Annotated in this window: 9 protein-coding genes; 4 read left to right on the forward strand and 5 right to left on the reverse strand. The window is 34.0% G+C overall.

The window, feature by feature from the left end:
- Positions 1-6: 6 nt before the first annotated feature.
- Positions 7-2,433 carry a phenylalanine--tRNA ligase subunit beta gene (gene pheT / locus QGM60_RS16475; RefSeq protein ID WP_281141351.1) on the reverse strand — a complete coding sequence of 809 codons (2,427 nt, stop codon included), beginning with the start codon at positions 2,431-2,433 and terminating at the stop codon, positions 7-9.
- A gap of 119 nt (positions 2,434-2,552) precedes the next feature.
- Here pheT and QGM60_RS16480 point away from each other — a divergent pair, with 119 nt between their 5' ends.
- The gene (locus QGM60_RS16480; RefSeq protein ID WP_281141352.1) at positions 2,553-3,770 is read left to right on the forward strand and encodes a TlpA disulfide reductase family protein; all 1,218 of its coding nucleotides are present in this window, start codon (positions 2,553-2,555) and stop codon (positions 3,768-3,770) included.
- A gap of 243 nt (positions 3,771-4,013) precedes the next feature.
- Here QGM60_RS16480 and QGM60_RS16485 read toward each other — a convergent pair whose 3' ends face one another.
- Both QGM60_RS16485 and QGM60_RS16490 read right to left on the reverse strand, forming a co-directional pair.
- Positions 4,014-6,350, reverse strand: coding sequence for a restriction endonuclease (locus QGM60_RS16485; RefSeq protein ID WP_281141353.1), 2,337 nt, complete (start codon positions 6,348-6,350; stop codon positions 4,014-4,016).
- A gap of 265 nt (positions 6,351-6,615) precedes the next feature.
- Positions 6,616-7,086 (reverse strand): hypothetical protein, encoded by a 471-nt coding sequence (locus tag QGM60_RS16490; protein ID WP_281141354.1) that lies wholly within the window; start codon positions 7,084-7,086, stop codon positions 6,616-6,618.
- A 171-nt stretch (positions 7,087-7,257) separates the two neighbouring features.
- Between QGM60_RS16490 and QGM60_RS16495 the strand changes: the two genes are divergently transcribed.
- Positions 7,258-7,413: a YqaE/Pmp3 family membrane protein gene (locus tag QGM60_RS16495; protein WP_281141355.1), complete on the forward strand. Its 156-nt coding sequence runs from the start codon at positions 7,258-7,260 to the stop codon at positions 7,411-7,413.
- 240 nt (positions 7,414-7,653) lie between these two features.
- On the opposite strand, the gene QGM60_RS16500 is transcribed toward QGM60_RS16495, so the two are convergent.
- Both QGM60_RS16500 and QGM60_RS16505 read right to left on the reverse strand, forming a co-directional pair.
- Entirely contained in the window at positions 7,654-8,088 is a 435-nt protein-coding gene (locus tag QGM60_RS16500) for a universal stress protein (RefSeq protein WP_281141356.1), read from the reverse strand.
- Positions 8,089-8,212: 124 nt separating this feature from the next.
- Entirely contained in the window at positions 8,213-10,753 is a 2,541-nt protein-coding gene (locus QGM60_RS16505) for a DUF559 domain-containing protein (protein WP_281141357.1), read from the reverse strand.
- A 157-nt stretch (positions 10,754-10,910) separates the two neighbouring features.
- Between QGM60_RS16505 and QGM60_RS16510 the strand changes: the two genes are divergently transcribed.
- Positions 10,911-12,869 (forward strand): M1 family metallopeptidase, encoded by a 1,959-nt coding sequence (locus QGM60_RS16510; RefSeq protein WP_281141358.1) that lies wholly within the window; start codon positions 10,911-10,913, stop codon positions 12,867-12,869.
- Positions 12,869-13,753 (forward strand): patatin-like phospholipase family protein, encoded by an 885-nt coding sequence (locus QGM60_RS16515; protein WP_281141359.1) that lies wholly within the window; start codon positions 12,869-12,871, stop codon positions 13,751-13,753. The genes QGM60_RS16510 and QGM60_RS16515 overlap by 1 nt, the downstream gene beginning before the upstream one ends.
- Positions 13,754-13,771: the final 18 nt, after the last annotated feature.

Genomic DNA, 13,771 nt, shown 5'->3' on the forward strand with positions numbered 1-13,771 from the left:
TCTGAACTATCTTAACTCAGCTCCAAGCTTGTTTTCAAAATTAGATTGTAGTTTGTTCATAATTTTGTCAATCTGCTTGTCTGTAAGCGTCTTTAGTTCGTCTTGAAGCGTAAAACTTACAGCGTAACTCTTTTTTCCTGCAGGAAGATTTTTTCCTTCGTAAACATCAAAAAGATTTACGTTTTTAAGTAGTTGTTTTTCAGTTTTTTTGGCGATAGTATGAATATCTTCGAACGTAACATTTTTATCTAATAAAAGAGCGAAATCTCGTCGTACCTCAGGATATTTAGGGATGTCATTGAACTTTATTTTGTTATGCTGTGCCATTTCTAACACATTGTCCCAATTAAAATCAGCGAACAAGACGTTTTGAGAAATTCCAAAATGCTTTAATACCGATTTTTTAACCAATCCAAAATCTACCAAATTCTTTTTCCTGATAGAAAAACTCATCCCTTCACTTAGCATGCTTTCTTTTGTAGGAGCAGATTTTAAACGCGTTAAACCTAAACGTTGTAAAACGGCTTCAATAGTGCCTTTTAGGTAAAAGAAATCGCTTGGGTTTTCTGGTGAGTTCCAACGTTCTTCAGATTTATTACCTGTTACAAAAATGGACAAATGTTTGTGTTCTTCACGGTTATCATCGTATTGGTGGTAGGTTTTACCAAATTCAAATAACTTTAAATCTGTACGTCTTCTATTGATATTATGAGCTACAGCTTCTAAGCCAGAAAACAATAACGATTGTCGCATCACTTCAAGATCATTACTCAAAGGATTCAACATTTTCACATTATGATCAGTATTTAAACCTTCACTAAGCTCAACATATTTAGGAGATGTTAGTGAGTTGGCCATAATCTCATAAAACCCTTGAGAAACCAACTGGTTACCAATGATATTCTGAAGTTTATAATCTTCAAATCGAGATGAATTGGATATTGAAGCATTTAACTTCTCAGTGGTTTTGATGTTGTTATAACCGTAAACTCTAAGAATTTCCTCAATAATATCAGCTTCGCGCTGTACATCGTTTCTGTAAGCTGGTACGGTAAGACCTAAACCTGCTTCAGTAACGTTATTTACTTTAATTTCTAGGGAGGTTAAAATGCTCTTTATGGTTTCTTTCGGAATTTCTTCACCAATCAATTTTTTAGCATTATCAAAGCTTAGTCTAACCTCAAAGTCCTTTATTTTTTTAGGATACGCATCAATGATGTCACTTGTAATTTCTCCACCTGCAATTTCCTTAATTAATAAAGCGGCACGTTTTAGCGCATATTCTGTGATATTAGGATCGATACCTCTTTCAAAACGGAAAGATGCATCAGTATTTAAACCATGTCTTTTTGCGGTTTTACGAATACTTACGGGATCGAAATAAGCGCTTTCTAAAAATATATTGGTTGTGTGTTCTGTTACTCCAGAATCAATACCACCAAAAACACCTGCAATACACATTGGTTTGTCGGCATCACAGATCATTAAATCATCTTCGTGTAATTCTCTTACGACTTCATCAAGTGTGGTGAATTTCGTTCCGGCTTTACAGGTTTTAACTTCAATCTTATTGCCTGAAATTTTATGAGCATCAAAAGCATGAAGCGGTTGGCCTAACTCGTGTAAAACATAGTTAGTCGCATCAACCACATTGTTAATTGGTGATAAACCGATAGACTTTAAACGGTGTTGTAACCACTCTGGAGATGGAGCTACCTTAAGACCAGAAATCGTTAAACCACAATAGCGTGGAGCTCTGTCGTGATCTTGTACATCAACTTCCACGCGTAATGCTCTGGCATCGACATGAAAAGAACTCACCGACGGAGTAATAAGTTCTAACTGTACTTCTTTTTGAAGTAACCCAGCTTTTAAATCTCTTGCCACACCGTAATGACTCATGGCATCCGCTCGGTTTGGAGTTAATCCAATTTCAAAAACCTGATCGTTTTCAATATCAAAAATAGCTGCAGCAGGAGTGCCTACTTTTAAGTCGGCATCCAAAACCATAATACCGTCATGAGATTCGCCAAGGCCAAGTTCGTCTTCGGCACAAATCATACCGTGACTTTCTTCACCACGAATCTTACCTTTCTTTATTTGCCAAGCTTCGCCTTCAGGTGTGTAAAGCGTTGTACCAACTGTAGCCACAGGTACTTTTTGTCCAGCAGCAACATTAGGTGCTCCACAAACAATCTGTACAGGAGCTTCTGCACCAATATTTACGGTTGTTAATTTTAATCGGTCGGCATTTGGGTGCTGTACGCAAGTGAGTACTTCACCAACAACGATACCTTCTAAACCTCCTTTTACGGATTCGTAACGTTCAATACCTTCTATCTCTAAGCCAAGATCTGTTAGCAATTCGCCTGTTTTCTCAGCGTCCCATTCAATATTTAAAAACTGCTTTAACCAGTTGTAAGAAATCTTCATGTACTTATTTTAATAAGGCTACAAAGATAATAATACTTGTGGCTTAATGAAATACGAAGTTTGCTTTTTTATGTAAGGTATTTGTTGTTATTTCGAACTTCATAAAAAGATGTTTTAAGATGCGATATATATTAGGATTATTAGTGGTTTTATTAATCACGGCTTGTAAAAATGAAGTGCAAATTTCAAAATTAAAAACAGGGACTTACCGTGCCGAAATGCAAGTTAAAGATGCTGAGCAATTGCCATTTATATTTGAAGTAAAGCCAGATTCTACACTACATATCTACAATGCGGCTGAAGATATTCATGTTAAGGATATGGTTTACAAAAACGATTCGGTGTATATCACAGCGCCTGTATTTGAAGGTTATATCGCAGCAAAAATTGATGGTGATGAGCTTAAAGGCAGTTTTATAAAGAAAAGTTTGGGTAGAGTGGTGCCTTTTGAAGCGGTTTACAACGATACCTTAAGATTTAAGCCAGGAACAGGTGCTGCTTATAATATTGATGGAGTTTGGGAAACTGTGTTTAGTAAAGGTGTGGTTGGTGATGAGTACGTAGCTAAAGGCATTTTTAAACAACAGGATGATGGTAAGGTTACCGGAACTTTTAGAACCACAACAGGCGATTACCGCTATTTGGAAGGTGTTTTGGATGGTACACGTTTAAAACTCTCAACTTTTGATGGTGCGCATGCGTTTTATTTTACAGCTAAAGTGACCGACTCTACAATGGAAGGCACTTTCTATTCTGGAAATCATTGGAAAGAACCTTTTGTAGCAAAAAAGAATCCTGAGTTTGAATTGCCAAATGCTAATGAGTTGACATACCTTAAAGAGGGTTACGACAGTATTGCGTTTGAATTCCCGAACACCAAAGACGAAATGGTTAGCCTCAGTGATGAGCGTTTTAAGAATAAAGTAGTGATTGTGCAAATTATGGGAAGCTGGTGCCCAAACTGTTTGGATGAAAGCCGATACTTTTCTGAGTTTTATAACAACAACAAAAACAAGGGTTTGGAATTTGTAGCCTTAGCTTTTGAATATGCCAAAACCAAGCCCGAAGCCTTTAAACGTATTGAGCGTTTAAAACAAGATGTTGGTATAGAATACCCAATTCTTTTAGCGCAATACGGCACGTCTGATAAAGCTAAAGCCCAAGAAAAACTACCAATGCTTAACCATGTGTTGTCTTACCCAACCTCAATTTTTATTGATAAAACAGGAAAGGTTAGAAAAATACATACAGGATTTAACGGCCCAGCAACAGGTGAAAAATATATTGAGTTCCAAGAAGAGTTTGAAGGTTTTGTGGAGACGTTGTTGAGTGAATAAGAGGTTTTTTTAAAGCGATTTATTGTTGGTTTTGGTTGGTTGTGCTTATCGGTTTTTGTATGAAACGTAGCGTGCAAAAAGACACTAACTTTTTGGATAAACACAGAGCCGAATTTTTACATTTTGTTTTTAACTTTTCTCTTTTTAAAAGCCAAATTAAAAATTTGGCGGTCTTTCGAAATGTTTACAATGCTTTTGGCTAAGCACTTATTAGCTATGTTTTATACACGTTGTTCTCTGCAGTTATTTCAAAGATTTAAAAAGATCATTTATTATTTCGGTTTCATCTCTTGGGTTTTCATAAGATTCTCTTCGCGATTCTTTTTCTTCTTGATTTGAAATATAACTTGATAAGCTTCCATCAATATAACTTACTCTTTGAGGAAAATATGCATCTGGGAATTCATCATAAAAATCATCTTGAAGCCTAAATTCTTCCTCTTCAATTCGTCTGATTTTACTATTTATTTCATCTATTTCATTATCTACATTATAATGAAAATCATCTTCAATTAATCTTAGCTGATCAATATAGCTTCTTAAATCTTCAATTTCATCCGAATCAGTATTTGCTATTCCATAGGCGATATCATATATGATATCACCAATTATATCCTCTGCATTCTCTGTGTAATTTTCAAATTCATCCTCAAATAGCCCTTTAATTTCATATAAGTACCCTAAATCATCATAGTCCCAAAAGCATCCTGAGATATTCAGCAATATTTTTTCAGAATCAAATTTTTCACAATCGTAAAACCAAATGAGTAGTTGCGTAAACTCGTATATGGATCGGTTAGTAATATTTTCCGAGTATATCACATCTTCAATTTTATTTTGAATAAAAGAATCCACTATGTCATTTTCCGGTTTAAAAAAATCAAAAATCAAGAATAGTTTTATAATATAATTATCATCCTCACTTGGTTTAGAATATTTTGGAAGTTTAGAGTCAACTTCAAGTTTATTAAACCTATCTAATAATTTCCCCTGTAAACAACCTGATAGTCTATTATCAAGTATAATTTTTTGTTTTGAAAATAAATCTGATTTTTGGCTGAAAATATTGAGTGATGGTCTTAAAAAATGTAATGAGTTTATAAGATAATTTATAGCAACTTTGTCTTTGTTTATATAGCTAACGAGAAAGTCTTGAATTGATGGGTTTTGATATTGAATAATTAAACTTCCATCATGATTTTTATTAATTTGAATAAGTGAATTTTCTAATTCACGTATAGATAATTTATAGTTATGATTGTTTACGGTGAAATCAAAACTATCTTTATTTTGTTCTGAGTAAGTTTTAACTTGTTTGAATAGTTGATCATATTCAATTTCATTTCCAGATATAAGTATGGAATTAAGAACCATCCTTGAAATTGGAGAAATTTGATTTTCATAAACATGTTCCCAAACCAAAAAAGGAGCGTCGAATAAATTAATCAATTTAGACGGGAATTCACTTGGTTTAGTTTCTTTCCACAATTTTCTTTGAGTAAATGATTCAATTATACGAGGATTATAATTTGCGTGTTTGATTATTTTTAAAAGATATCCCTGTTTAATGATTTCATCTACATATTCAAACGGCATTTCATTAATAGATAGATGATTGTAGAGTATTTTGGCTTTTACAATCGTACTGTATTTTGTAATATCTAAAATGCATTTAGAAAAGTCTTTTTCAAAGACATCAAATTTTTGTTTTGCTTGATTTAATATATATTCTCTAGTAGTAAATATGAGTACCTTATTAGAAGAACTTTGGATTTTGTTAATGAACCGTAAAATTTGTTTTTCTTCATTCGTTGGTAAAGTGTTTTGAAGAAAATTTCGTCCTAGAAAATCATCAAAAAGAAAAATTTGTCTTTTACTATCATTATAGAATTTATAGCCATCATTTATGCTATCTGATAGAAATACAAATTCTTCCATTCCCTTGCTTAAAAGATGGAATACCAACATTTCAGCCAGAGTAGTTTTTCCGATTCCTGGGGAACCTGAAATTATTACATAATTGTTAGTTTTAATTACAGAAAGAGCTTCTTCAAAACTATTATTTTCGACGTAAACTCCAATTTTTTCTTGAATATCCTCAAGTAAAAATTTTGATTGGTTAATGATTTGACTATTAAGTATATTATTTAATACATCAACACTTGCTAACCATAGTTTATAAAAATTCTTTTCAATAGATGGGAATTTTGTTAGAAGATTGTTTAAATCCTCTTTTCCAAGTATATCTTCATTGGACTTTATATAAGGTTTAAATAATTCCTTAATTATTTCCTTATTTCCAGGAGATAATGAACAACTGGTAGTCAGAATATATCTTTCAGGTTTAAGTTTTTCAACTTTTAATTGTTCTTTCTTAAGGTTAAATAATAAAGAACTGAAGTTTTTATATCTTTTAGCTTGAATAACTATATAATCTCCTTTAGAACATCTTAAGTCTATTCCATCATCCTGTCCTTCTCCGAATGACTCTAAAAAAACATTTAAATGCAATTGGATCAGATCTCTAGATAGCATTTCAAATTCGTAAGGAGAAAGTATTTGGAAATTATAATTTTTCATTCAGTTTTTAATTGCAGAGAACGTTAAGATATGATTCCGTTTTTAATGAATCATATCGATCGATAAGCGAAGTTAGATTTTTGAAATTTGAAAATCAACAGGTTATGGTTTGAGATGTTAAAAGTTATAAACACTTCAATAGGTGTTTTAACTGAGATTCAAACGGTTAGTGTTAATTCAAAATTACTCAAGGAATAAAACCAAAAATCCCATGACGCGTCTTGGGATTTTTGGTTTTATCAGTTAAATAATCTGAAGTACATTTTTACTTCACAAATTGTGAGTTACTGCTGTGTCCATCTGAGAAATTGTATCTAATGTTAAGAGTGTCATTTTGTATAAAAATCTCTCTAGATTGATATTCTATATACTCATTACTATCAAACTGTTCATTAGTAATATTATCTTGATATATGTAGTTAATGTCATAGTTATTGTTTAAAATTCCCCAATCCCCAGATATACTTTCGTTTAAAACTTCACAGTTTGATGAGTTTTCAGGAATACCATAAAACATGAATGAATAATTTCCGTTTGAGTTAAACACTTGACTAGTTTGTAGTTCACAATTGTCTGGAAATGATTCGTAAGTTGTGTTGTTGTTAATCTCTACTAACTTTATATAAAACCATTCACCTACTATTGGATCATTTGATTCAGAGTCATTGCTGTCTGAGGAACATGATAAAATTGTTAAAGTGATTAAGGTTCCGAGTAGGGCTTTAAATTTTTTCATTTAATGTGTTGAGTTTTTTATGTTATAAATAAGTGTTAAACATAATAAAAAACGCTGTAACAGAAGGGTTAAATATTTATTTAAGACTATTTGCGCTAACATTCAATTGGTTTACGACAAGGGTGGAAGTAGCTAGGTCTTAATTTTGGTATAAACCAAAAACATTATAACATGTCATTAATAACAATCATATTAAATATACTTATTCCTCCATTAGCTGTGTTTTTAAAACATGGTTTGGGCACTACTTTTTTACTGAACCTGTTGTTAACACTATTGGCTTGGTTGCCTGGTGTTATTCACGCGTTTTATGTAAATAGTAAATAGAGAAGATATAAAATAGCGTAGGTATTGCTACTTATGTCATTATCAAAAAAAGGGAATGTTTCTATGAAGCATTTCCTTTTTTTATGTCTTAACGTGACGTTAATTAACAGTTGGTGTAATTGCTTTAACAAGTCGCTAACATTCTTATGTTAAGTTTACAACTACTTTGCAGCATATTCATCAGCAAAATACGTTCACTTATGTTTTGAGGCCTAGCGATTTAGCTAGGCCTTTTTTATTTTAGTCAATAGGTACGGTTAATACTGGTATATCAGCTTGTTTTACGGTTTCTAAAGATACACTGCCATAAATAGCTTTGTAGATAAAGTTGTGTTCGGTATGGCCAATGATAATGAGATCTATGTTTAGTTTTTTAGATTCTTCTAAAATCATGTCTAAAGTGGCACCTTGTACCAATAAACCATCAGCTTCAATACCTTTGTTGTATAGCGCATCTGCATACGCTTGTAGTTGTTGGTGTTCTTCGCGAAGTTCGGTAGCGCGTTCGTCTCTTATGTATTGCGGACCAGCTTCAAAACCGACAAAATCAGGATTTGGTGCAGCAATATGAATCAGCCAAACTTTAGCATTAAAAGCTATACCAAACTCATAAGCTTTGTCTAAAAGTTTTTGTTCGTTTCCGTCTAAATCTATAGCAACTAATATATTTTTCATGACATTATTTTTTAAAATGAAGGGTGTTGTAACGTTTTTACGACCTTCCTTAAAGTTACTTCTTTTTTGAATGAAAATCAAGTGAATAGACTAGCAAAAGACAATTGAGAATGCTAAATTTTTCTTAACTAATATAGTTCCAAATGTTGCGGTATTTGCTCATTTGGCGATAGGTGTAGAGAATCATTTTGTGTTCTGGCAAGGTAAGGCTTGGGTCGAGTTTTAAAACCTGTTTGGCGTAATAGCGCGCACGATCTAGAATGTCTTTATCCTTTACAATATCAGCAATTCTAAGATTAAGAACACCACTTTGCTGTGTACCCATAATATCACCAGGACCACGAAGTTTTAGATCAACTTCGGCAATTTCAAAACCATCACTACTGCGAACCATGGTTTCTAAACGTGTTTTGCTATCGTTGCTAAGTTTGTGTCCAGTCATAAGAATACAGTAGCTTTGTTCGGCACCACGACCCACACGTCCACGCAACTGGTGTAATTGCGATAAACCAAAGCGTTCGGCACTTTCAATCACCATTACCGAAGCGTTTGGCACATTAACGCCAACTTCAATAACCGTTGTGGCCACCATAATATTGGTTTCGCCTTTGGCAAAACGTTGCATTTCGTAATCCTTGTCGGCAGCTTTCATTTGCCCATGAACAATAGAGATTTGATAGTTGGGCATCGGAAACTCTCTAGAGATACTTTCGTAGCCATCCATTAAATCCTTGTAATCCATTTTTTCGCTTTCTTGAATTAAAGGATAAACGATATAGATCTGTCTGCCTTTAGCAATTTCATCTTTTAAAAACTTGAAAACTTTCAGACGATTATTGTCATAACGATGGACTGTTTTTATAGGCTTTCTTCCGGCTGGTAATTCGTCAATAATTGAGATATCCAAATCACCATAAACGGACATGGCTAAAGTTCGTGGAATTGGAGTTGCAGTCATGACCAGAATATGTGGAGGGATATGCGAAGCCCCACCAACCTCCCCAGAAGGGAGGCTTTTTAAGCGTTGCTCTATAGTATTTAGAACAGAATCGATATCTCCAATAATTTGTTCATTGGAAAATCTGATGACTTTAAAACCGAGTTCATTTAAAATTAATGTTCTAATTTCGTCTACTTCTTGTTGTTCTTGAGTGTTGTGATAACCTCCGTCAACTTCTATAACTAGATTTTTTTCTAGGTTAACAAAATCAACAATAAATTCATCGATGATATGTTGTCTTCTAAATTTAAAATCTAATTTTTTTGCTCTTAAACATTCCCATAAAATACGCTCGGCTTCAGTGCCATTTTTTTTATTTTCTTGTTGTAATTTCTTCATCAATTTGTAGGTTGAAGGACGAGCGGTTTGATATTTTTTTAGAACCGATTTTACGTTCCCCTTTTGGGGGAATTGAAGGGGGCCTTTTTTCCACAATTTTGATCGTTGCTGGACTCCAAACCGATGCTGTTCATCTATAATCGCAAGCCCTAAATTTTTGAATTTTACCTTGTCTTCAAGTAGGGCATGAGTACCAACTAAAATCTGTAAATCGCCATTTTCAAGATTTTGGTGAATTATTTTTCTTTCTGAAGTTTTAGTTGAACCAGTTAATAATGAAATGCTGATATTCAATTTATTACACCATTCAAGTAATCCGTTATAATGCTGAACTGACAAAATTTCAGTTGGTGCCATTAAGCAGCATTGAAAACCGTTGTCAAGTCCCATTAGCATTGACATAAACGCAACAATGGTCTTTCCAGAACCCACATCTCCTTGTAAAAGACGATTCATTTGTGCATTACTGCCTAAATCGGCTCTTATTTCTTTAAGAACACGTTTCTGTGCATTGGTTAAATCGAAGGGTAAATGCGTGTTAAAAAAACTATTAAAATAGTCTCCAACTTTATCAAAAGTAAAGCCTTTGATTTTGGATTTATGGATTAAATTTTTCAGAATTAATTGCAATTGAATGTAGAATAATTCTTCAAATTTTAATCGAAATTGAGACCTAGAAAGTAGCTCTGGAGACTTCGGAAAATGGATGTTAAAAAGGGCGTCAGATTTGGATAATAATTTCAATTCTCCTTTAACTGTTTCCGATAAGGTTTCTACAAATCGTCCTTTGGTTTCCAAGAACAATTGTTGCATTATTTTGCTCACCACTTTATTGGTAATACCCTTGTTTGATAATTTTTCGGTGGAGGGATAAATGGCTTGCATGGCTGAGCGTAGGTTTTTTTCGTGCTCAGATTGCAGTTCCATTTCAGGATGCGGCATGCTAAAGGTGCCGTTATACCAATTGGTGCGACCAAAAACCACGTAAGGTTTCCCTGTTTTAATGCTTTCGCGTATCCATTTATGACCTCTAAACCACACCAATTCCATCATGCCTGTGTCGTCTCTAAACTCGGCAACTAAGCGTTTGCCACGTTTTTGGGCAACTTCCCTAAAGCTTGTAATTACACCAATAACTTGTACTTCGGCATTGTTGCGTTGTAGTTCGTTGATTTTGTAATATTTGGTGCGATCGATATAACGATTTGGGAACAAGTTGATAAGATCTTGGTAGGTGTGAATGCCCAATTCCGAACGCAATAAATCCGCTCGGTTTGGTCCAACGCTTTTGAGGTAGTCTATAGGAGTTTGTAAGTTCACACTCATGATTGCGAATTTACCAAATTCTTGTTAACGATAAAGTTTCTTTTTGTCATTCAGAACGTAGTGAAGAATCTAATGAAAAGAAGAGATTTCTCAATCGTTCCGCTTTGGAAATGACAGAAAATTGTATTTTGGTCTTATTCTTGTTCAAATCTAAAGCATGAAACAATTCTTTATTATATTTTTTATTTTTTTATCGAGTTTAAGCTTTGCTCAGCAAACGGATTATGTGGATTTTACTCATGGTATGGTGAAGCTGGAGGTTGTTCCAGATTCGAATTCAATATCTGGAATGGTAGCTTATAAATTTGATATTAAAAAGCCTGTAGATTCAATATTTGTTGATGCAGAAAACCTTGATATTGCTGATGTGTTTTTAAATAATGAACCGATTGCTTTTAATCAACTTAAGGATAAGGTGGTTATAAAAAATCAGTTTTCAACTTCAAAAGACAACGATGTATTGATTTTGTATTCAGCAAAACCAAAAAAGGCAATGTACTTTGTTAATCGTGGTGAGCATAAACAGGTTTGGACGCAAGGTCAGGGAAAATACACAAGTAATTGGTTGCCAAGTATAGATGATGTTAACGACAAAATTGAATTTGATTTACTTATAACCTGTGATAAAAAGTATGAAGTAGTATCTAATGGTCTACTTGTAGATAAGCAAGTTAATGGCTCGTCGTTTATTTGGCATTATGATATGCAAAAACCAATGTCTAGCTATCTAGTGGCTTTGGCTGTTGGCAACTATAGCAAAAAGACAGAAACCTCAAAAAGCGGTATTCCTCTAGAATATTATTACTACCTAGAAGACTCCTTAAAAGTGGAACCGACATACCGTTATAGCAAACAAATGTTCGATTATCTTGAGGAAGAAATAGCTGTGCCATTTCCTTGGCAAAATTATAAGCAAGTGCCTGTGCACGACTTTTTATATGCTGGAATGGAAAACACCAGCTGTACTATTTTTTCTGACGCTTATGTAGTAGATTCTATTGGGTTTAACGATAGAAACTACGTTAATGTGAATGCTCATGAATTGGCGCATCAATGGTTTGGAGATTTGGTAACGGCGAAATCTGGTGAGCATCATTGGTTGCAGGAGGGGTTTGCGACCTATTACGCTTTGTTGGCTGAAAAGGAAATTTTTGGTAATGAATATTTCTACTTTGCACTTTTTGATACTGCACAAGAACTCGGAAGGCAAGATGTTGCTGGTGAAGGCACTTCGTTGTTAAATCCGAAGTCGAGTAGTCTTACGTTTTATCAGCGTGGTGCTTGGGTGCTTCATGCCTTAAGATCTAAAGTTGGTGATAATGTGTTTACGCAAGCAGTAAAGAATTATTTAGTTAAATATCAATTTTCGAGTGCTGAAACCAATGATTTTATAACAGAAGTTGAGAAAGTTTATGGAGCTAAGCTAACAAGCTTCTTTAATCTTTGGGTTGAACAAAAGGAATTTCCATTTGATTCGGCTATTCATCTGTTGCAAAAGCAAGCTGTGAAAATAAATGAGTACGTTATGGTGGATTGTGAAGCAAATTCTTCAAAATGTGCCGAACAGCTAACGTCTTATATTTCGGATAAAGCTAAAGTTAGAATTATTGCGCAAAATCCGCAATGGGTAACTAAAGATGCGTTTAAAAATAGCCTTAAGGTACGGCAGGCAATTGCGCAGTATATGACCGTTATCCCAAAGGGTTTAAAAGAAGAATTTGAATCCTTGTTAGATGATAAGTCCTACCTTACTATTGAAAGTGCGTTGTATAATTTGTGGGTGAATTTTCCTGAAGAACGCACAAAGTATTTGTTTAAAACAAGAAATATCCATGGTTTCAGTGACAAAAATGTACGACTATTATGGATTGTTTTGAATTTGAATACGCCTTTCTACGAAGCAGATAATAAAGCAGCATTGTACAACGAATTGGTTGATTATACCAGTGAGCGCTATGATGCAGATTTGCGCATCAATGCGTTCAACTATTTGAAAATGATAAAATCTTGCGATGATAACTGTAAAAAGAACCTTGAAAATGCAAAATCGCATCATAACTGGAGATTAGTTAAGTTTGCAAAAGAATTATCGGAACAACTACAAAACAAAAATTAATGCGAGCATTGGTAATTTCCGGAGGAGGCAGTAAGGGATCTTTTGCCGGAGGAGTAGCGCAATACCTTATGGAAATTGAAAAAAAGGAATATGATATGTTCCTTGGAACATCTACAGGTAGTTTGTTGGTGCCGCACTTAGCTTTAAATAAAATAGATAAGCTTTACGATATTTTTACCAATGTACAGCAACAGGATATTTTTAGTGTAAGTCCATTTGTGCAGCGCAAAAAAGGAGATAGGGAATATGTGTCTATCGATTTTGTGAATTCTTTGTGGCAGTTTATGAAACGTAAAAGAACCTTTGGAGAGAGTAAAGCCTTGCGAAGACACATCAAGAAGAATTTCACTTTTGAAGAGTATCAAAGAATAAAAGAGACCAAGCATGATGTTGTGGTGACGGTTTCTAATTTGTCTATGAATAGAGTGGAATATAAGTCTATTCAGGAATGTTCTTATGAGGAATTCTGTAATTGGATTTGGATTTCGTGCAATTACATCCCTTTTATGTCATTGGCGAAAGTAGATGGTTATGAATATGCAGATGGTGGCTTAGGAAGCGTAATACCAATTCGAGAGGCTATTCTCAGAGGTGCTACAGAAGTTGATGCTATAGTTCTTGAGGCGGAAAGTTTAGGGAAACAAAAAGTTTTGGGTAAAAACCCATTCTCATTAATGATTAGCTTGTTTGGTCACTTATTAGATCAGGTGGAGCGAAATGATATCATCATCGGAAAGCTTGCAGCTAGAAACAAAAATGTAAAGCTAAATTTGTATTACACTCCAACGACTTTAACTGAAAACTCGTTAATCTTTAGTAAAAGATTGATGGCAAAATGGTGGCAACAAGGTTTTGACTACGCTGAAAAACGTCACCAGAAATAATTAAGGTCATCCTAAATT

The organism is Winogradskyella sp. SYSU M77433 (assembly GCF_029911945.1).
Lineage (GTDB): Bacteria > Bacteroidota > Bacteroidia > Flavobacteriales > Flavobacteriaceae > Winogradskyella.

Coding starts and splice junctions, on each gene's coding strand:
- pheT (WP_281141351.1), bottom strand. CDS start 2,433: ATGAAGATTTCTTACAACTGGTTAAAGCAGTTTTTAAATATTGAATGG.
- QGM60_RS16480 (WP_281141352.1), top strand. CDS start 2,553: ATGCGATATATATTAGGATTATTAGTGGTTTTATTAATCACGGCTTGT.
- QGM60_RS16485 (WP_281141353.1), bottom strand. CDS start 6,350: ATGAAAAATTATAATTTCCAAATACTTTCTCCTTACGAATTTGAAATG.
- QGM60_RS16490 (WP_281141354.1), bottom strand. CDS start 7,086: ATGAAAAAATTTAAAGCCCTACTCGGAACCTTAATCACTTTAACAATT.
- QGM60_RS16495 (WP_281141355.1), top strand. CDS start 7,258: ATGTCATTAATAACAATCATATTAAATATACTTATTCCTCCATTAGCT.
- QGM60_RS16500 (WP_281141356.1), bottom strand. CDS start 8,088: ATGAAAAATATATTAGTTGCTATAGATTTAGACGGAAACGAACAAAAA.
- QGM60_RS16505 (WP_281141357.1), bottom strand. CDS start 10,753: ATGAGTGTGAACTTACAAACTCCTATAGACTACCTCAAAAGCGTTGGA.
- QGM60_RS16510 (WP_281141358.1), top strand. CDS start 10,911: ATGAAACAATTCTTTATTATATTTTTTATTTTTTTATCGAGTTTAAGC.
- QGM60_RS16515 (WP_281141359.1), top strand. CDS start 12,869: ATGCGAGCATTGGTAATTTCCGGAGGAGGCAGTAAGGGATCTTTTGCC.